This is a genomic window from Velocimicrobium porci, from assembly GCF_009696045.1.
Lineage (GTDB): Bacteria > Bacillota > Clostridia > Lachnospirales > Lachnospiraceae > Velocimicrobium > Velocimicrobium porci.
In genome coordinates, this window is record NZ_VUMT01000009.1 from 93,795 (window position 1) to 115,491 (window position 21,697).

Here is a 21,697-nt window from a genome sequence, read left to right on the forward strand (position 1 = left end):
GTGGTGAAGATAGTGATAAAAACAATTCGAGTGATGTTAGTCCCAAACAACAAACAGAAGACGAAATTATTCCAGTATGCCAATACTGCTCGTTTTGCTTATAACTGGGCATTAGGCAGAGAACAAGAGAATTATAAGAATGGTGGAAAGTTTATATCGGATGGAGATTTACGAAAAGAATTTACGAAATTAAAGAAGACAGAAGAATCTGCTTGGTTGAACAATATTTCAAATAATGTTACAAAGCAGGCAATAAAAGATGCTTGCGAAGCGTATAAAGCTTTCTTTAAAGGAGATACGAAGTTCCCACGATTTAAAAGCAGAAAACGTTCTGTTCCTAAATTTTATCAGGACAATGTAAAAATTCAATTTACGGATACGCATGTAAAGGTAGAAGGATTTGCTGCTTCGAAAAAGAAAAACAAACAAAAATTAAATTGGATCAGGCTTGCAGAACATGGTCGTATTCCTATTGCAAACGTAAAGTACATGAATCCTCGTATAAAATATGACGGACTTAACTGGTATATCACAGTTGGTATCGAATATGAAGATTCAACTGCTCTTCCATCGAATGAAGGCATTGGAATTGATTTAGGAATGAAAGATCTAGCAATCTGTTCGGATGGATATAAATATCAGAATATAAATAAAACTCAAAAAGTAAAGAAATTAGAGAAAAGAAAACGCAGGTTACAGCGTTCGATTTCAAGAAGATATGAGAAAAATAAGAAAGGAGTAAGTTACGGTAAAACAAGTAACATTATAAAAAGCGAGCAAGAACTTTTAAAATTAAATCATAGATTAACGAATCTTCGTCAGAACTATTTACATCAGACAACCTCTGAAATCATAAAACGAAAACCAAGTTTTATATGTATGGAAGATTTGAATGTAAAAGGAATAATGAAGAATAGACATTTATCGAAGGCAGTTCAACAACAATGTTTTGGAGAATTTAGACGACAGATGGAATACAAATCTGCATGGAAGAATATTCCGATAATTCTTGCAGATAGATTCTTTCCAAGTTCTAAACTATGTAGTTGTTGCGGAAATATCAAGAAAGATTTAAAGTTATCAGACCGTATTTACAAATGTGAATGTGGAAACGTGATAGATAGAGATTACCAAGCTTCTTTAAATCTGAAAAGATATGGAGAAAATGGTTTGAAACAATCTGTAGCATAACATTTTCAAGTTAATGCAGATATGTACTGGTACGTTAGTCAGGAATTTACGCCTATGGAGTGTACAAGAACTTGTGAGTAGTATCTGGATTTATTCAGTACAAAAGCATACACATTGAAGTAGGAATGAAACATAAGAGTTTATCACTTTTTATAAGTTTTCAGTAACGGTAAGAAAATGAAAGACAAAAGAAAAGCTTTAAAGTGGGTTATTTGCATTTTACTGGGCGTTATTTTGATTGGTATAAATGGACGAAAGGTCGCAGAAGCAGCGAACACCTATGTTGTAATATTTGAGTTAAATGGTGGAAAATGTAGTGTTGAGTATATTCCAAATGTACAGCATGATGCAACGATTAGTCTGCCGACACCAACAAAAGATGGATATACATTTAAAGGTTGGTATCAGGATTCTTCCTTTACAATTCCATTTACGAATTCTACGAAGATAACGAATAATATTACATTATATGCAAAATGGGAGCAAAAATATGTGGTTTCGCTTACGGTCACCTATAAAAATCAAACAGCAATCGTAGATTCTTATATTAAAAAATCAGATTTAGTTGTTGTTGCGAAATATTGGGATAATACATCAGAAGTTGTTACCGATTATGAACTGGCTGATTCTCTTGTAAAGAATAAAGGGGCGAATTATTTTTATATTACATATCGCGGGACAAGTGCAATGTTTACGGTTTATGGGGTGCCGGAACCCAGGTATACCGTCTATTTCGATTCCAAAGGTGGAAATTCAATAAAACCGGTTACTGACATAAGACCAGACGGGATGATTGCACTTCCGGCAGAACCTACTAGAGATGGATATGAATTTCAAGGATGGTATACGTCAACTGCTTATGTAACAGAATTTACTTCATTAACAAAGATTAATAGCAATATGGTTGTGTATGCAAAATGGAAAAAAGAGGAAGAAGAAGTTACAACAGTTACTTATAAATTAAATGCACCAGTTGTTAATGTAAAGGTGAATGAAACAAATGCTGTTTATATTCCATCGTTAGATCAATATTTAGAGGTTTCTTATCGAAGCAGTAATACTAAGATTGTTTCTGTGTCTGATAAAGGAATTATTACAGGAAATAAAAACGGAAAGGCAAAAATATACGTTACAGCACCAGATGGAACGATATTAACTTGCAAAGTTGGAGTGGGTACGAAAAAGTATGTGACAAAGATTACAATACCGTCCAGCAAAAAATTAACGGTAGGGGCTACTTATCAGATAAAGCCTTCCATTTCACCAAGTACTCTTTCCAAAAAACTGTTGTCCTATTCTACAAGCAATTCTTCAATTGCAACGGTTGGTCGGACAGGGAAAGTAAAGGCAAAAGGTAAGGGAACATGTTATATTACAGTGCGTGCAAATGATGGATCTGACACAAGTAAAAAAATGAAGGTTGTTGTTTCATAAAGTTTTGCAAATTTGATTGATGAAATTATTGCAATGCAGAAATTTTATTAAAGTATGATATAAATGGGACAAGTGTGTGAAACAGAGTTATATATAGTAACCTTGTCCTATTTTTTTTGAATATTATATTGTAGTACAATTGTAAAGGAATATGTGTAAAGAAAATGCCATAAAATTGTCAAAAAAAAGTGGTAAAATTTTGATAATTGAAAAAGAAACAAAAAGTAAGATAATCTATAATTTATCCGATATACTATGTGTTAGACTAAATTATAGGTGAATGTGAATTCTGCGAGAATAGAAAGTCAGGAGGACGATAGTTTATGAAACAAAAGAAAACGAAAAAGTGGAAAGGAATAGGTGCTTATAAATATATTCTGCTAGGTGTATTTGTTCTTTTTATGTCAGTAGGATTTATTGCAAAGATGGGAAATGATTCTGAAGCAGCAGCAACGCTTGATATTTTGCCAGAAGAATCGACTACTTCTATTACAGGTAGTGATTATGAAATGACTACGAATAGAATGCAACTTAGATTTATTTCTTCTGGTGAAGTTTATGACGATCCTAATAAATTTAAAATCGAATGGTCTAGTTCAGAAAAAGACATTGCTGATATTGATGAAGGGCAAGGAACTTCTAAGGTTATGTTAAAGGCGAAAACACCTGGAGAAACTGTTATTACAGTTACAATCAAAGATGCGGTGAGTAGCCAAACAGCAGTTATAGCAGCAGCTACATGTAAAATTAAAGTTAAGTTTTCTATTGATCGTTCAACTTCATCAAATTATATGAAGGTATCACAAGAGGATAAACTTCGTTCGTTAATTTTATTTGCTCATGACACAGATATACAAAAAGTGAAAAGTGGATTGAACTTGTCGCTTGGTGATGCTTCAAAGGCAGATTGGAAGTCAAGTAAATCAGAAGTTGTGAAAATTGTTAAAGAAGGTGGAAAGGTTTATGCACAAGCTGTTGGAGCTGGTAATGCAGTAATTACAGCACATTATACAATTGATACGATGGATTATTCAGATACGTTGAATGTATATGTAATGCCTTCTATTACAGACGATCCTACTGATACAGATTTTACGCATCAATTAAAAGATGCGAAAATGGTAAGTAACAATGATTTTATTTATATTGATGCAGATTTTTCTGAAAGTACGGAAAATATAAATAATAAGATAGTTTGGGTAATTAAAAATGAAAACCAAACAGAAGTATTAGCGGATTCATTAGGAAAAACGTCAGAAGATGTTTCACTTGTTCCAGTTTCAACAGAAAAGAATGCATTGCGTGTAGAAGGAAAAGCAGGACACTATTATGTTGAATTTTATGCGAAAGGAACTTATGAAAGCGAAGAAAAAAATATTACAAAGGTAACTGGAAATGGTTCTGATTTCGTTTCAAAAGCAACAAATATGATAATTTGTGCGAACTATGCAACAGATTTTATTAAGACTGTACAGGTAGGAGATTCTTACGACATAGCAAAAGCTTTTAATATGAAAACAGAAGATTTCTTGAAATACTTTGATGTAACAATTTCGATTACCGGAAGTGTTGCGACGAACTATGCAACTTATCTTAATGGAGTTCTTGATGCTTTGAAAAAAGGAACAGTGGATGTTTCAGTTAAAGCTAAGAGTTCTTATTTGGCGGAAGTAAAAGAGCTGGCAATAGATGGATTTAGTTTTGATTCATTAGGCAATCCTCCAGAATTAAAATTTAAATTCGAAATTTTAGATGGAATATCTCTAAATTATACAGCTGTTACGATTGCGGAAGGGGCTACTCTCCAATTAATTGCTTCTACCACATCTTATGATGGAACTTTAAAATGGGAAAGTAATAATAAAAATTATGTTACGGTTTCAGAAAATGGTTTGATTAAAGGTGTAAAGAAAACGGATCAAGATGTAATCGTTACTGCTTCTTTAATTATGTCGGATGGTACTGTAAAAAAAGCTACTTGTATTGTAAAAGTAGAGGCAACGATTTCAAAAATTGAGTTAGAAGATAAAGAAGTTACAATTGCTTTAAATGAAAAGAAAACAATAGAAGCAAAGATAACTCCAAACGTTAGTACTGCACCTGTTGAATGGCTGATTAGTGATTCGGATATTGTTGAAATCAACCCAACAGCGGATAATAAGAGTGTGACGATTACAGGTAAAAAGGCTGGTAAAGTCGTATTGATGGCAGTAAATAAGGATAACTTCATAGCAGCCTCTTGTACGATTACAGTAGTATCTCCAATTACGTCCCTTACCTTGTCAAAAGAAAGTGCAACGATAAAGCTTAACAATGAGGTAATGAGGTTAAAAGCAAATTATGAGCCTTCCGATGCAACAAGTACAGATTTAATATGGCAGTCATCAAATGAATCTGTGGCAACTGTAGATGAAAATGGGTTAGTAACTTTAAAAAGTGCAGGCTTTACGTTAATTTCAGTAAAACCTAAATATAACCCTAATTTGCTACAGGCTCAATGTGAATTAACTGTGATTGCGTCAGCTACAAGCATCTCGTTAAATAAGTCTACGTTAACATTAGAAGCAGGTGCAAAAGAAACTTTGGAGTTAAAACTGGATCCTACAATTGCACAGTCCAAAGTTACATGGACTTCTATGAATACATCCGTTGCAACTGTATCTAATAGTGGTGTGGTAACTGGAGTTGGTGCTGGAACGACATATATTATTGTAACGACAGAAGAGGGATTAATAGCAAAATGTACAGTTACTGTAACGCAAAAAGCCAGCGGAATTAAATTAAGTACATATAACCTGCTTGTTTCAGTTGGGTCGTCTGTTACAGTAACAGCAACACCGAACCCAACAACAAGTACAGAAACAAAATTTACATGGACATCAAAAGATGCAAGTATTGCTTCTGTTACAAATGATGGAGTAGTAACCGGTGTTTCGGCGGGACAAACAATTATTTTAGTAAAGACAAAAGGTGGTTCGGTCGAATATCTGTATGTGACGGTTCAAGACCAGGTAAAAGGTATGACATTGAATTATACAACAAGAACAGTAACAAAAGGTAATACAATAACATTGAAACCGGTATTTACTCCAGCGAATGCAACAAATAAAAATGTAACATGGACATCATCGGATTCTAAGGTAGCGACTATTAGTAAAACGGGAAAGGTAAAAGGAATCAAAGGCGGAGCTGCAATTATTACTTGTGTGAGTGAAGATGGTGGTTACGTAGCAACCTGCTTAATTAAGGTTGTAGAGCCGATAACATCATTAAAGCTAAATAAAACGAGTGCCACAATTGGTGTTGGTAAGACGGTAAAATTAAAGGCAACCTTAAAAACAACGTCTGCGACCAATCCAAAACTTAGATGGACGACATCCAATAAAAAGGTTGCAACTGTTAGTTCAAGTGGTACTGTAAAGGGTAAGAAAGTCGGAAGTTGTACAATTAAAGTTACTACAACGGATGGAAGTAAGAAGACAGCAACCTGTAAAATTAAGGTTATACATCCTGTAACAAAAATTTCTTTAAATAAGAGAGTTATAACAATTGTTAAGGGTCATTCTACAACTGTAAAAGCAACTGTAAAACCAAGTAATGCAACAACAAAATCAGTATCTTGGAGTTCAAGTGATAAAAATGTTGCAGTTGTATTTGGCGGTAAAATAACTGGAATGAACGCAGGAACAGCAACTATTCGGGCAAAAGCAAAAGATAATAGTAAAAAATCAGCAGTATGTTATGTTACAGTAATTGAAGAAGTACCAATAAGTTCAATTGTTCTATCAGCATCTGATTTGACTATGGTGAAAGGACAAACTCAAAAATTAACGTATAGCCTTGTTCCTTCCAATCATACCGATAAAATAAAATTTGATAGTGACAATAAAGCAGTTGCAACTGTATCTTCTAGTGGTAAAGTAACTGCAAAGAGAGCAGGCATTGCTAACGTTACAATTATTACTTCGAGTGGAAAGCAGGCAACTGTAAAAATAACAGTAATTGGTCTAAATAAGACAAGCATGACAATGGAGCAATATGATACGGAAACATTATATGTAGATGGTGCGACAACAGGAGTTACATGGTTCTCTTCTGCACCAAGTGTAGCAACTGTTGTAAATGGAACAGTTGTTGCAAGAAAACCTGGAACTGCTTACATTTATGCAAAGATAAATGGTATATCACTTGCCTGCCGTGTAACAGTAACGAAGATAAAATAGTGCGAATTTAAAATGGATGGAAAATAGCATAGTCTTAGCAGGCTATGCTGTTTCTGTTTCATTGCTAAAACGGGAGATTTATATGAAATATAATGAAAAGAAAATTTTGTTAAAAAATGGAACGTGCTGTATTTTTAAAAATTTACGAGGCAAACATGCGGAAGATATGATAAAGTTTCTAAAGCAAACATTAGAAGAATCTTCTTATATATTGCAATATCCGGAGGAAATCAATTTCTCCGTTGAAGAAGAAGCCATTTATCTCGAAGAAGAGAGAAACGATAAAGACCGTATTTTGATTGCAGCCTTTATAGAAAATGAGCTGGTTGGAACAGTAGAGGTGACAGCTGTTGCGAATTGTTTTAAATTAAGGCATCGGGGAGAACTTGGAATTGTAGTAAAAAAAGAGTTTTGGAATTTGGGAATTGGGAAAAATTTGCTTTTGGAAGCGATTGCTTATGCAAAAGGCTCAGATTATGAACAGCTTGAATTAGAAGTAGCAGAAGAAAATGAACATGCGATAAAATTATATGAAAAATGTGGTTTTGTCTGTTATGGATTGCGTGACCATTCGTTAAGATACAAAGATGGAACCTATAGTAATGAACGGTTGATGATTAAAAAATTATAAGAGATTATGATACCAAAATTAAGGCATTGTATAGTTGGAAATGGAATGGTATACTATTGCGTGTATTATACAAAAAGAAAAAGTAATATGGAGGATATAATGGGTCATAATGAGAATATAGGAAAAGAATTATTTTGGGAACGATTGAAATTTAAATTTGCTATTTTAGGCGGAATATTAGTTGTTATTTTAATGATTGTAGTATTTTTGGTCGGAAAAAATTACGGAAAAAGCAGCAATGGTGAAGCTGGAATTGTCAAATCATCCAATAAGATTACAGAAACATTATTGCGGCAACAAATGGAACGGGTAGGAGAACTGGGAACTGCAAAATATTATTATACGAATATGGGAAAGTATGAAAATGCAAAAGCAATTAATGGAGTTGCAATTCCATTTACAAATAAGTCATTTATTATTGCTTATGATGGAATTATAAAAGCTGGAGTTGACCTACAGGATGTAACAATTAAACTGGAAAAAAAGAAAATTAATATTACACTTCCAAAGGCGAAAATACTTTCGCACGAAGTTATAAAAGATAGTGTTGTTGTTTATGATGAGAAAAATAGCATTTTTAATGGACTTAGCATTTCCGATGTTACAGACTTTGAGCAGAGTCAGAATGAAATTATGGAAGAAAAAGCAGAAAAAAACGGAATTTTAGAAGAAGCGGAAAAAAATGCAAAAACAACATTAAAAACTATATTTGAAGTCTTTTTATTAGAAAACAAAGAAGATTCTTATACAATAGAATTTCATTCAAAAGAATAAAATCGAAAAAATGTTTGCCTTATTCAAAAAAGTGTGTTACAATATTATGCGAACATATGTTTATTATCTTTATAAGTTTAGAGCGTAGTAAGGAGGCAGCTTACATGTTAGTTAATTTACATGTGAAGAATTTGGCAATTATTGATGAAGTAGATGTAGATTTTTCGGAGCATCTTAATATTTTATCAGGAGAAACTGGTGCAGGAAAATCAATCATTATAGGTTCGATTAATATAGCATTAGGTGGGAAAGTTTCAGCGGACATTGTAAGAAAGGGGGCTGAATACGCCCTTGTTGAACTGACATTTCAATTAGAAGAGGGAAGTTCAATTGAAAAGTTAAAAGCATTAGACATTCCAATGGAAGATGGTCAGTTAATTCTTTCAAGAAAAATAAAGAATGGAAGAAGTATATGCAAAGCGAATGGGGAATCAATTACTCATAATACATTGAGAGAGATTGCAGGGATTGTTATAGATATTCATGGTCAGCATGAACATCAATCTCTTTTGTATAAACGGAAGCATTTAGAGATTGTGGATCATTATGGAAAAGAAAACATAGCAAGACAGAAAGAATTAGTTGCTATGAATTATAAAGAATATACATTATATAGGAAGAAACTCGATAGTGCGGTAATTCCTGAAGAGGAACGCCTAAGAGAATTGTCATTTATCGAATATGAGATGAAAGAAATTGAGGCAGCAAGACTAAGGCGAGGCGAAGAGGAAGAATTGGTAATGCGACATAAAAAATTGTCGAATGCGAATATTATTACAGAAGGACTTTCTAATATTTATACAATGACGAGTAGTGAAGAGGTTTCAGCTGTCGATTTAATTGGAAGGGCAACAAGACAGCTTAGCAGATTGTGTGAGTTTGATGAAGAATTAGAAGGAGTTAACGCCCAGCTGGAGGAAATTGAAGGATTATTAAGCGATTTTAATCGGGAACTCAGTGATTATATTGAAGAACTTCAATTTGATCCGGAAGAGTATCAACAGGTTGAAGAACGTTTAAGCCTTATTCAAAATTTGAAAGCAAAATATGGAAATTCAATTGAAGAAATTGAACAGTATTATAAAGAGCTAGAAGAAAAGTTGTGCCGTTATGAGGATTATGAACAATACATCAGTAAATTGAAATCTAATTTAGCAAAAGCAGAAGAAAATTTAGAAAAAACTTCGGAGCAATTATCTCTATATCGAGAACAGGCAGCAAAGGAACTTGAGCAGGATATTATTTCAGCATTGGTAGATTTGAATTTTATAGAAGTTCAATTTGAAATAAAAAATCGCAAGCTTGAGCAATATACAATAAATGGAATTGATGATATTGAATTTATGATATCTACGAATCCAGGCGAAGCAATAAAACCATTATCAAAAGTTGCTTCTGGTGGTGAACTGTCACGTATTATGCTGGCAATTAAGTCTGTTTTAGCTGAGAAGGATTCGGTAGATACATTGATTTTTGATGAAATAGATACGGGAATCAGTGGACGGACTGCTCAAAAGGTTTCAGAAAAATTAGCTAAAATTGCACAAACTCATCAAGTAATATCAATTACGCATTTGCCTCAGATTGCTTCTATGGCAGATGAACATTTTATTATTGAAAAAAGTAGCGATGGGTTGAGAACCGCTACAAAAATAAGACCATTATCGGAACAAGATTCTATTTTGGAACTTGCTAGAATGTTAGGCGGTGTAAAGATAACAGATGCAGTAATTGCAAGTGCAACAGAAATGAAACAGTTAGCTCGCCAGACAATCTTATAGAGTTAAGAGAATATTGTGTGAAATGATTAAAATAGTAAGAAATAGGTATAATAAGAAGGTGCAGATGCACCTTCTTTTTTCAATTTTAACAAGATTTTAACAAGTAAAAAAGCAGAGTAAAGCTAAAAGCTAAGAAAACGTTAAGATAAAATAAATGGAAAAGGTTAAGAAAGCGTTAAAATAAAATAAGCTTAAAGTGTTAAGATGTTGTTAAGATAAAACAAGTTTATATGTTAAAAAACTGTTAAAATCGAAAAAAATCAAAAGCTAAGAACCTGTTAAGATTAAGTTGAAATTCTGTTGAAAAATGGAAAAAATACAAGAAAGGAAAGGAAACCACATACTTTTTCTTTTAGCAAATACCTGTGTGTGGTCGTATTACGAGGGAAAAATTGTAATATGGGAAAAAAGAAATGAAACGTTTAAAAATATATCGAAGATTGTTAATTGGTTTTTTGATACTTGATATTGCTGCGATTGCGGTATATTATTATATTGATATTGGAAATAAAATACCAAATCATTTGACACTTTTTGTAAATCAAACGGGTGAATTTGATTATAATTTGCCTGTTGATGGCATGGTGGAAGATGAAAATATTAGTGTATTTCACACTGATACGAAGATAGAAGCAGATAAAATACATTTTGATTTTAGCAAACCTTGTTCCTTTCAAGTAAAAGAACAGGGGAATTATAAAATAGCGTTGAAACTATTTGGCATTATTCAGCTAAAAGAAATGAATTTACATGTTGTCGATAAAATGAAAGCGATGCCGGTTGGAAGACCTATCGGGATTTATATTGCTACGGATGGTGTTATGGTTTTAGGAACCGGAGCAATTCAGGGGGTGGATGGTTTGAATTATGAACCGGCACTAAATTTGATTAAGTCTGGAGATTACATTACAGAAGTTGACGGGAAAAACGTAAGTACGATAGAAGAATTAACACAAGAGGTACAACGAGCGAAAGGAGACCATATTGTCTTAAAGATTATTCGGGAAGGTGAAAAACAGCAAATTTCTGTGACACCGGTGAGAGGGATGGATGGAGTTTTAAGGTTAGGTATCTGGACAAGAGATGACACGCAGGGAATTGGGACGTTAACTTATATTGACGATAATTTGAACTTTGGAGCGTTGGGGCATGGAATAACAGATACGGATACTGGCGTTATTATGAATATCGCTTCTGGAGAGATTTATAAAGCGGATGTTTTGGATATTGTAAAGGGAAAGACAGGAGAGCCGGGGGAATTGGTAGGACTCATTCATGGCTCGAAACAGGAAAAGCTTGGAACCATAAAGAAAAATTCGAAACAGGGCATATTTGGAATTATTGAGCAGAAGCCTAGTAATTTATATTATAAAGAGCCGATTGAAGTAGGGCTAAAACAAGATATCCAATTAGGAAATGCGAAGATTTTGTGTCAAGTTGAGGATAAAGCAAAATTATATGATATTGAAATTGAAAAAATACAAGTTAATTCAGGAAATCAGAACAAGGGAATGGTAATTCGGATTACTGATCCTGAACTTTTGAAAATAACAAATGGAATCGTTCAGGGAATGAGTGGAAGTCCAATCATTCAAAATAATAAATTGGTTGGGGCGGTGACACATGTCTTTGTAAAAGACTCGACAAAAGGCTACGGTACTTTTATAGAAAATATGCTAAATACCTCGTCAAAAAGTTAACACATTAGAAAAATTGTCGTTTCTTGCGACAAAAAACGATTGAAAAAGTTAGTAAAATTAGATATAATGCGAGCATGGCAATAATTTACAAATCATAATATATCATATTACGTTGTAAAAATGAGTTAAAGCGAAAAGGGGTGAGAAATAAAATGAATAAAAAAAGTGTAGGGTAGTCAATAATTTTGAAAATTTAGTCAAGAGGGATAGGTAAATTCAAAATTTAAGTTGAAATTTGTGGAAACCAAAAAGAAACAATAGGCGAGAACAAAGAGGCAAATGAGTGATGAAAATGGGAGGAAAAAATTATGTCAAAAATTAGTGTAGCAGTTGTAGACGATAATGAAAGAATGGTAAATCTTCTTACCGATATCATGAATAGTGATGGGGAGATTGAAGTTGTAGGAACAGCGAAAAATGGTATTGAAGCTTTATCATTAATTAATGAAGCAGAACCTGACGTAGTATTATTAGACATCATTATGCCGGAATTGGATGGTTTAGGTGTAATGGAGCGTGTAAGAAAGAATAAATCGTTAAAAAAATGTCCATCTTTTATTGTCATAACTGCAATAGGGCAAGAAGGAGTAACGGAAAACGCATTTGAATTAGGAGCAGATTATTACATTATGAAACCATTTGACAATAATATGGTTTTATCAAGGGTAAAACAACTCAAAACGGATAGAAAAGTAAAGCTTGTAGAAAGTTCCCGTCAAACAGTATGCGAGGATAAGGAGAGCTATATTGAAAGAAATTTAGAATCTGATGTTACAAACATTATTCATGAAATAGGTGTGCCGGCTCATATAAAAGGCTATCAATATCTAAGAGATGCAATTATGATGTCAGTTAATGATGGTGAAATGTTAAATTCAATTACAAAATTATTGTACCCGTCGATTGCAAAACGACATAAAACTACTCCTAGCAGAGTAGAAAGAGCAATTCGACATGCCATTGAAGTAGCATGGAGTAGAGGGAAAATGGATACGATTGACGAATTATTTGGCTATACAGTAAATAATGGAAAAGGAAAGCCGACAAATTCTGAGTTTGTTGCCCTTATTGCTGATAAAATCAGACTAGAATATAAGATGCATGCTTAAAAAAAATAATAAAATGCGACAAAAAAATTTTTAAAAAAAATAGTATTTTCATTTGGACAGGAATAGGTTATTATAGTATAAAACCATTAGTGATTAAAATAAAAGGAGGCATTTTATGAAGAAGATACTGTTTGTCGCATCAGAGGCTGTACCTTTTATAAAAACGGGAGGCTTGGCAGATGTAGCAGGAACTTTGCCAAAGTATTTTAATAAAAAAGAATATGATGTACGAGTGATACTTCCCAAATATCTTGCAATACCTGAGAAATATCGTAATGAAATGAAATATAAAACACATTTTTATATGGATCTGGCATGGCGTCAACAATATGTTGGTGTACTTGAGATGGTATATAATGGAGTAACTTTTTATTTCATCGATAATGAATTTTATTTTACGGGAGCAAAACCTTATGGAGAAATCTATCAGGATATTGAAAAATTTTCTTTTTTCTCAAAAGCGGTATTGTCAGCTCTCCCATTGATTGATTTCAGACCTGATATTATACACTGCCATGATTGGCAGACCGGATTAGTGCCGGTTTATATCAAAGATACATTTATGGAAAATCCATTTTATCATGGAATTAAGACAATAATGACAATACATAATTTAAAATTTCAGGGAATCTGGGATATGAAGACAGTAAAGGATATTACCGGATTAAATGCTTATTATTTTGCACCGGATAAACTGGAGGCTTATGGGGATGCAAACTATCTTAAAGGCGGAATCGTTTATTCCGATATGATAACAACTGTTAGCAAAACTTATGCAGAGGAAATTAAGACAGCATTTTATGGAGAAGGATTGGATGGATTGATTCGGGCAAGAGAGGGTTCTTTGGTAGGAATTGTTAATGGAATTGATTATGAAGAATTTAATCCTGAAACAGACCCTTATATTTATAAAAATTATAACGCTAGAAACTTTAGAAAAGAGAAGATTAAAAATAAACGGGCATTACAAAAAGAACTAGGGTTAGATGTGAATGATAAAAAATTTATGATTGGAATTGTTTCACGATTGACCGATCAAAAAGGTTTGGATTTGGTAGATTATGTAATAGAAGAGCTTTGTGCAGAAGATACTCAATTAGTAGTATTAGGTACCGGGGAAGAAAAATATGAAAATCTTTTTCGGCATTACGATTGGAAGTATAGCAACAGAGTATCTGCTAATATTTATTATTCGAATGAAAGGTCACATCAAATTTATGCAGCATGTGATGCGTTTCTTATGCCATCCTTATTTGAGCCTTGCGGTTTAAGCCAGCTTATGAGTCTTAGATATGGAACTGTTCCAATTGTTCGTGAAACAGGCGGATTAAAGGATACCGTTGTACCATATAATGAGTATGAAGGCACAGGAACCGGATTTTCATTTCGCAATTATAATGCACACGAAATGTTAAATGCAGTTCGATATGCGAAACATATTTTCTTTGAACGAAAGAGAGAATGGAATAAGCTAATTGACCGTGGAATGGCAGCAGATTTCTCATGGAATCATTCGGCAGGAAAGTATGAAGAACTTTATGACCGTTTATTATCATAATAGAGTAATTTATTTCAATAAAAAATGGAATGCACCTCAAGTATCAGACAAGAGCAGTTGATATTTGCAGGTGCAATTTCTTTTTCTTGGAAGAAATATTGAAACATGAAAAGAAAGTAAATAAAAGGGAAAAAATAGAAAATATAAAGTTTTTTATAAAAAATTTAATAAAAATATAAAAAATCATTGCTAGTTTGAAATAATTAGGATATAATTTCAACAGACGAGAAAGACAAATGTTTTTTGTCGGAAGAAAAAAGGAGGATATAAGTAATATGAGAAAACGATTAGCGCTATTGCTGGCAACTGCTATGGTCGTATGTTCTATGACCGGTTGTGGCGGCTCTTCAGGCGGGGCAGAAAATGGAGGAGGTTCTGGTAGCTCCATTGATACGATGGTATTAGGGGTGAACAAGTTAAATGGAGTTTTTAACCAGATGTTTTCGACCTCTGCATTTGATGATCAAATTAGTGATAAGATTTTTTCAAATGTATGTCAATTGGATAAAGATGGAAAATTAGTTGATAATGCAGGACATGTTGAAACAGAGGAAATCAAGGCGGAAGATGGACATGAACAGGTAAAATATACAGTTTCAATTAAGAAAGATATGAAATTTTCTGATGGTGAACCTGTGACAATTGATGATGTTATATTTTATTACTATGTTTGTGCAGATCCTACATATGATGGTAATTCAACTCTTTCACAGGCAGACATCGTTGGTATGAAAGAATATTATTATGACACAAAAGATTATAAAAAGTTAGTTAAAGAGATTGAAGATAAATATTCACCTGAAAATATTTCTGAAGAAGACTTCATCAAATACTTAATTGATACAAAATGTGCAGATTGGTTTGATGATACTCTTCCGGGAGATGTTGGAGATGGAAGATCTTGGGCAGAATATTTAAAAGATGAAGGGTATGATGCTTCTTCGATTAAAAAACCAGAAGAAATGCTTGAATTATTAGCAAAATGTGAATATGAAAAATATGCAGAAAATTATGATCCATTATCTTATTATAAACAAAAAGTTATAAAGAAAAACTTAGGTAAGGGAACAAAAGTAGAAAAAATTGCAGGTATAGAAAAAGTAGATGATTATACTTGTACAGTGTTATTTGATTCTGTAAGTATTAAGGGAGACCGTGAGGTATCGTGGATTCCGATTACTCCTGTTCACTATTATGGAAAAGACTTTAAAAAAGGTGATTTATCCAGTATAAAAGCTTTAAATGGAAAACCTTTAGGATCTGGTCCTTTTACATTTAAAAAATATGATAATAACTTAGTGTCTTTAGATGCAAATCCATATTATTTTGAAGGTGAACCTAAAATAGCACATCTTAAATTCCAAGTTGTAAATGATGAAGATAAATTGGATTTACTTGCAGCAGGTGATGTGGATATTACAGACCCATCGGCATCTTTAGAAATTGTGGAACAAATTAAAGATGATGATAATCTTACTGACAGTTTAGTAGACAATCCTGGCTATGGATATATAGGTCTTAGTGCAGAAAGAATTCCAGATAAAAATGTGCGTAAAGGTTTAATGCATTTAATGAACAGAGCACCTGCCGTTCAGTCTTATTATGGAGAATTGGCAGAGGTAATTGAACGACCAATGACTCCTACTTTAGCTGAATATCCAAAAGATGCTAAAGAATACTATGGCTATGACAAAGAAAAAGCAAAAGAATATTTTGAAAAAGCTGGTTACAAAAAAGTAGACGGAAAACTTGTAAAAGATGGAAAACAATTAAAAATTACAGTTGGTATTGGTGAAGCTTCCAGCCATCCATCCACACCAATTTTAACTCAGATGGCAAATGATTTGAAATCTTTAGGTGGAGAACTTGCTGTAAATGATTTAGAACCTAACGTATTATTTAACAAAGTACAAGGTGGAGAACTTGATATGTGGGTTCAGGCATGGGGTAATTCAACAGATTGTGACCTTACTCAGATTTATGGAAGCAAGGGTGGAAGTAATTATAGTAAATATTATGATAGTAAGATTGATGATATCCAGGCTGAAATTTTGAAGACATTGGACTTAAAAGAAAGAAGTAAATTAGTTGCGAAAGAGTTAGATATGATTATGGATGCAGCTATTTGTATGCCGGTATATCAACGTAAGAATTTGGAAGTTTATAATGCAATGAATATAAATATTGACACGCTTCCAAAAAATATTACTACATATACAAATATTCTTCAGTATTCAACAGATATTGAAAAAGTTGAAATGAATTAAGTTTTATATTGTATAAATTATATGATTTGTGTATTCCACCCATTTTAGTTTTTATGATGGGTGGTTTATACTGTTCTATTTATTAACGAAATAAAATGAAGAGGAGAACAAATGAAACAGTATATTTTAAAACGTATAGGTATTAGCGTTTTGGTTCTTTTAGGTGTATCAATGCTGTTATATGGAATTTGCCGTATGGTTCCAGGGGATTATGTAGCAAATATGACGGCGGGAAATCAGAATATTACGCCAGAGATGGAACAGAGAATGAGAGAAGTTTATGGTCTTGATAAAGGAGTTGTAGAAGGTTATGTATCATGGTTAAAAGATGCATTACGTGGTGATTTTGGTACTTCTTTTATTTATCAGGAGTCAGTTGTAAGTGTTATAGCAAAATACATAGGTCCAACAGTATCATTAGCAGGTATTTCTATGTTACTTGAAATTTTACTTGCGATTCCACTTGGAATTATTGCTGCAAGAAAGCAATATTCAAGAACAGATTATACAATTGTCGCAATTGCAATTATTGGTATTTCACTGCCATCATTCTTCTTTGCAGCAGTTTTAAAGAGAGTGTTTGCTATTGGTCTTGGTGTACTTCCGGTTTCAGGTATGGTAACTGCCCGTGCTGATTATGTGGGATTTGCTCATTTTTTAGATTTAGGAAAACATTTTGTTCTTCCAATTATTGTATTTGTAGTTACTGGTGTTGGTGGGCTTCTTCGTTATGTGCGTACAAATATGTTAGAAGTATTAAGTGCAGATTATGTTCGTACTGCGAGAGCAAAAGGTCTTCCAGAACGAAAAGTAATTGGAAAACATGCATTTCGCAACACATTGATTCCAGTTGTAACAATGGTTGGCGGTATGATTCCAAATTTATTTTCCGGAGCAGTTATTACAGAAGGACTTTTTGGTTTAGAAGGTTTAGGAAATGTAGCATTACAAGCTGTATATCAAGGTGATATTCCATATCTTATGGGATTTAATATGTTTATAGCTTTAATGACTTTAGTTGGTACGTTGGTTTCAGACATACTTTATGCAGTTGTAGACCCACGTGTACGATATAATTAGGAGGTGAGCTGCATGGAAGACTTACAAGCAAGAAATCAACAAGAACAAGATGAATTTGAACAAAATCAAGTAATTATGACACCGGGACAATTAGTTATGAAACGGTTTTTCCGTAATAAATTGGCCTGCGTCGGAATTGGAATCATAGTTTTTATGGTTTTATTCTGTGCAATCGGTCCATTTTTTAGTCCTTATGGTGAATATGAAATCTTTTATATCAATAACGAAACAAAAGAAGAGGTGCGTATGCAGCAGGCGGACGTAGGTGCCAGCTATATGGGTGTCAACGTAAAGGCGCCAATTTCTTCGAAGCATTGGTTAGGAACCGATGCAGACGGACGTGATGTGTTTACACGTCTTATGTATGGAGGAAGAATTTCTCTTACAGTAGGTTTTGTTGTAGTTATTATTGAGTTGTTAGTTGGTATTACATTAGGTGGTATTGCCGGTTACTATGGCGGTATTGTTGATATGATTATCATGCGACTGGTGGAAATCTTTTACTGTATTCCGTTTATACCACTTATGCTAATTACTTCTGCAATTATGTTTGGTTATGGAATTTCTCCAAAATATAAAATTTACTTTATTATGGTTGTCATGGGTGTTTTATATTGGGCAGGCGTTGCACGAATTGTTCGTGGTCAGATTCTATCTCTTCGTGAAATGGAATATATGCAGGCTGCAGAGGCAACCGGTATTCGAACAAGCAGAAAAATCTTTAAACATTTAGTACCAAATGTTATGCCAATGATTATTTTAATTGCTACTATGGATATTGGTAGTGTAATTTTAACAGAATCCGTTTTAAGCTTTTTGGGTGTAGGTATTGCATGGCCTTATGCATCCTGGGGTAATATGGTAGATGCGGTAAACAAATCTGTTATTATGAAAAACTATTTAAATATCTGGATGCCACCAGGAATCTGTATTTTACTTACAGTATTGGCATTTAACTTTATTGGCGACGGTCTTAGAGATGCGTTCGACCCAAGAATGAAACGGTAGGTGAGAACTTTGGCAAAGATGAGTAGAGAAGAAAAGAAAGAGCAACGTGCAAAATTAAGAGAAATTAAAAAATTTAATAATAAAAAGTATAAAGAATACAATAAAATGATGAAGCAAAAGAATGTACCTGAGTCAGAGTATCTTACTACGATGAAAAACCCAGATAACATTCTTGAATTTGATAATTTAAGAACTTATTTTTATACAGATACCGGTACAGTTAAATCAGTAGACGGTGTTACATTTGAAATTCCAAGAGGAAAAACAATAGGAGTTGTTGGTGAATCCGGTTGTGGTAAATCTGTTACAAGTCTTTCCGTAATGCGGTTATTACAAGGACCACAAGGACAGATTGCAGGAGGAGCAATTCGCTATAACCAAGAGTCGAAAAATCGTGCTATTGATTTAACTAAGATTCCGGTAAAAGAAATGGAACATATCCGTGGAAATGAAATTTCTATGATTTTCCAAGAACCTATGACAACACTGAATCCTGTATTTACAATTGGTGCCCAGCTAAGTGAATGTATTAAATTACATAACCCTAATATGGCTGAGGAAGATGTAAAAAACAGGGCGTTAGAAGTACTTAAATTAGTAGGTATTGTTCGTGAGGGTATTTATGATAACTATCCACATGAATTATCCGGTGGTATGCGTCAGAGGGTTGTTATTGCAATGTCACTTGCTTGTGACCCACAGCTTATTATTGCCGATGAACCTACAACTGCATTAGATGTAACAATTCAGGCACAAATTCTTGATTTATTAAGGGATTTAAAAGAGAAAATTAATGCTTCTATTATGTTAATTACTCATGATTTAGGTGTAGTTGCAGAAATGGCAGATTATGTTGTTGTAATGTATGCGGGAAGAGTTGTAGAACAGGGAACTGCAGATGAGATTTTCCATGATCCAAAACATCCATATACAATTGGTCTTATGAAATCAAAACCAATGATTAATGAGAGAGTAGAACGTTTATATTCCATTCCAGGAAATGTACCAAATCCAATTAATTTACCTCCTCATTGTTATTTTAAAAATCGTTGTGAATCCTGCGTTGAGAAATGCGAAGGAGCATATCCTGAGTTGATAGAGGTTACACCTACTCATAAAGTAAGCTGTCATCTTTATGAAAACGGGAATTCTGGAAAAACAGGAGGGAACAAGTAATGGAAGAAAAGAATATCGTAGAAGTAAAGAATCTGAAAAAATACTTCCCGATTAAATCAGGAGTTCTTCAGCGTACGACAGGTTATGTTCGTGCAGTAGATGGAGTGAGTTTTAGTATAAAAAAAGGACAGACATTTGGTCTGGTAGGAGAATCTGGTTGTGGTAAAACAACAATTGGACGTTCCATTTTACGTCTTACAGAGCCAACATCCGGTGAAATCAATATTAATGGTGTTGATATTATGAAAGTCAAGAAAAAGGATTTAAGACCACTGCGTCCAAAAATGCAGATGATTTTCCAAGATCCATTTTCTTCTCTTGACCCACGTATGCCGGTTGGGGAAATTATTGGTGAGGCAGTGAAAGAACATAACTTAGTTCCAAAGTCAGAATATAGAGATTATGTTTTAAGTATTATGAAAGATTGTGGACTTCGTCCTTATTATATTGACCGTTATCCACATGAGTTTTCCGGTGGTCAGCGTCAGCGTATTTGCATTGCGAGAGCACTTGCGTTAAATCCGGATGTTATTATCGCTGATGAACCGGTTTCTGCACTTGATGTATCCATTCAGGCACAGATTATTAACTTAATGAAAGATTTGCAGGAAAAAAGAAAATTGACTTATCTCTTTATTTCCCATGACTTATCTGTTGTAGAACATATTTCAGATGTAGTCGGAGTTATGTATCTTGGAACAATGATGGAAAATGGACCAAAAGAGAGTATTTTTAAGAATCCTCTTCATCCATATACACAAGCTCTCTTTAGTGCGGTTCCAATTGCAGATCCGGATGTAAAAATGAATCGGATTTTATTACAGGGCGATATTCCATCTCCATCAAATCCACCAAGTGGTTGCAAATTCCATACAAGATGTTCTAAATGTATGGATATCTGTAAGACAGAAGTTCCTACATTACAGGAATATGAGCCGGGACATTGTGTGGCCTGTCACTTATATAATAAAAAGAAAACGGAAAATAAATAACATTCTTTTCTAAAAAATTGGATATTTTAGAATAAAGAATATGTAATAAAGAGATAATTATATTGAATTTGAATTCTGACCTGAGAATTTATCATTTTATTTTTGTGATGAATCACCAGGTCAGTTTTTGCATATTTGGAGAAATTGTAGGAAAATATAAAACTTTATTGTATAGTTATGTTGATTTTTGTGTATTTATGTTAATATTGGCGAGATGGATGATAAGAATAGGAACTTATTGTAATATGTTATTAAGGTGGAATGGTGAGTGAATTTATATTTTTGGACCATGAGGTAAATTTTGTTTGCAATGGTCAAAATTAATAGAATGGAGATTGGTATGAATATTCAATTTGGATTTTTACTATATTTTGGAATATCTACGTTGCTTAATATTTGTGAAGAAATTTATAAAAAAAATTTGATGGATTACAAGCAAATTTTTTATTGCTGTTTTACACTTGTATATGCTTTTTTGATGATTGCTTCGTTTGTTACTTATAAAATGAAAAAGAAAGTATGTTTTCAACTTGGAAAACTGAGTTGCAGTCTTGCTATTTTTTATTATCTTATGATAGCTTTTTTAGAACTAAGATCTTTCGATTGGTTTACTTGTATTGTGTTAGGGGCTTATTTGCTTTTATTTACATTTAGTATCTGGAATATTCATCATAAACAAGAGTATATGTTTTAAATTTCATATTATTGTTTTTACTAGAATAATTTTACTGGATAAAATAATAAATTTTGGGGATTCTATTTTTTGTAATCAA

General features: G+C 33.3%; 15 protein-coding genes. All 15 read left to right on the forward strand.

Annotated elements, in window-relative coordinates; translation table 11 throughout:
* Positions 1-12 precede the first annotated feature (12 nt).
* Complete coding sequence (locus tag FYJ58_RS07740; RefSeq protein ID WP_328597817.1) at positions 13-1,191, forward strand: RNA-guided endonuclease InsQ/TnpB family protein; 1,179 nt, start codon at positions 13-15, stop codon at positions 1,189-1,191.
* A gap of 177 nt (positions 1,192-1,368) precedes the next feature.
* Complete coding sequence (locus FYJ58_RS07745) at positions 1,369-2,625, forward strand: InlB B-repeat-containing protein (RefSeq protein ID WP_154519165.1); 1,257 nt, start codon at positions 1,369-1,371, stop codon at positions 2,623-2,625.
* 323 nt (positions 2,626-2,948) lie between these two features.
* Positions 2,949-6,848: an Ig-like domain-containing protein gene (locus FYJ58_RS07750; protein ID WP_154519166.1), complete on the forward strand. Its 3,900-nt coding sequence runs from the start codon at positions 2,949-2,951 to the stop codon at positions 6,846-6,848.
* 82 nt (positions 6,849-6,930) lie between these two features.
* On the forward strand, positions 6,931-7,479 hold the full coding sequence (locus tag FYJ58_RS07755; protein ID WP_205839196.1) for a GNAT family N-acetyltransferase: 549 nt from the start codon (positions 6,931-6,933) through the stop codon (positions 7,477-7,479).
* A 99-nt stretch (positions 7,480-7,578) separates the two neighbouring features.
* The gene (locus FYJ58_RS07760; RefSeq protein WP_205839197.1) at positions 7,579-8,253 is read left to right on the forward strand and encodes a DUF4230 domain-containing protein; all 675 of its coding nucleotides are present in this window, start codon (positions 7,579-7,581) and stop codon (positions 8,251-8,253) included.
* A gap of 104 nt (positions 8,254-8,357) precedes the next feature.
* Complete coding sequence (recN, locus tag FYJ58_RS07765) at positions 8,358-10,034, forward strand: DNA repair protein RecN (protein ID WP_154519169.1); 1,677 nt, start codon at positions 8,358-8,360, stop codon at positions 10,032-10,034.
* A gap of 413 nt (positions 10,035-10,447) precedes the next feature.
* Positions 10,448-11,734 carry a SpoIVB peptidase gene (gene spoIVB, locus FYJ58_RS07770; protein WP_154519170.1) on the forward strand — a complete coding sequence of 429 codons (1,287 nt, stop codon included), beginning with the start codon at positions 10,448-10,450 and terminating at the stop codon, positions 11,732-11,734.
* 308 nt (positions 11,735-12,042) lie between these two features.
* Entirely contained in the window at positions 12,043-12,843 is an 801-nt protein-coding gene (gene spo0A, locus FYJ58_RS07775; RefSeq protein WP_154519171.1) for a sporulation transcription factor Spo0A, read from the forward strand.
* 115 nt (positions 12,844-12,958) lie between these two features.
* Entirely contained in the window at positions 12,959-14,401 is a 1,443-nt protein-coding gene (gene glgA, locus FYJ58_RS07780; protein WP_154519172.1) for a glycogen synthase GlgA, read from the forward strand.
* 275 nt (positions 14,402-14,676) lie between these two features.
* On the forward strand, positions 14,677-16,668 hold the full coding sequence (locus tag FYJ58_RS07785; RefSeq protein ID WP_205839198.1) for an ABC transporter substrate-binding protein: 1,992 nt from the start codon (positions 14,677-14,679) through the stop codon (positions 16,666-16,668).
* 111 nt (positions 16,669-16,779) lie between these two features.
* Positions 16,780-17,748 carry an ABC transporter permease gene (locus tag FYJ58_RS07790; protein ID WP_154519174.1) on the forward strand — a complete coding sequence of 323 codons (969 nt, stop codon included), beginning with the start codon at positions 16,780-16,782 and terminating at the stop codon, positions 17,746-17,748.
* Between the two features lie 12 nt (positions 17,749-17,760).
* Entirely contained in the window at positions 17,761-18,756 is a 996-nt protein-coding gene (locus tag FYJ58_RS07795; protein ID WP_154519175.1) for an ABC transporter permease, read from the forward strand.
* 18 nt (positions 18,757-18,774) lie between these two features.
* Positions 18,775-19,932, forward strand: a complete 1,158-nt coding sequence (locus tag FYJ58_RS07800; protein WP_154519204.1) for an ABC transporter ATP-binding protein — start codon at positions 18,775-18,777, stop codon at positions 19,930-19,932.
* The gene (locus FYJ58_RS07805; protein WP_154519176.1) at positions 19,932-20,924 is read left to right on the forward strand and encodes an ABC transporter ATP-binding protein; all 993 of its coding nucleotides are present in this window, start codon (positions 19,932-19,934) and stop codon (positions 20,922-20,924) included. Before FYJ58_RS07800 ends, FYJ58_RS07805 begins: the two co-directional genes overlap by 1 nt.
* A 340-nt stretch (positions 20,925-21,264) precedes the next feature.
* A complete protein-coding gene (locus FYJ58_RS07810) occupies positions 21,265-21,618 on the forward strand; it encodes a hypothetical protein (RefSeq protein ID WP_154519177.1) in 354 nt (117 codons plus the stop codon).
* The last annotated feature ends 79 nt before the right edge of the window (positions 21,619-21,697 follow it).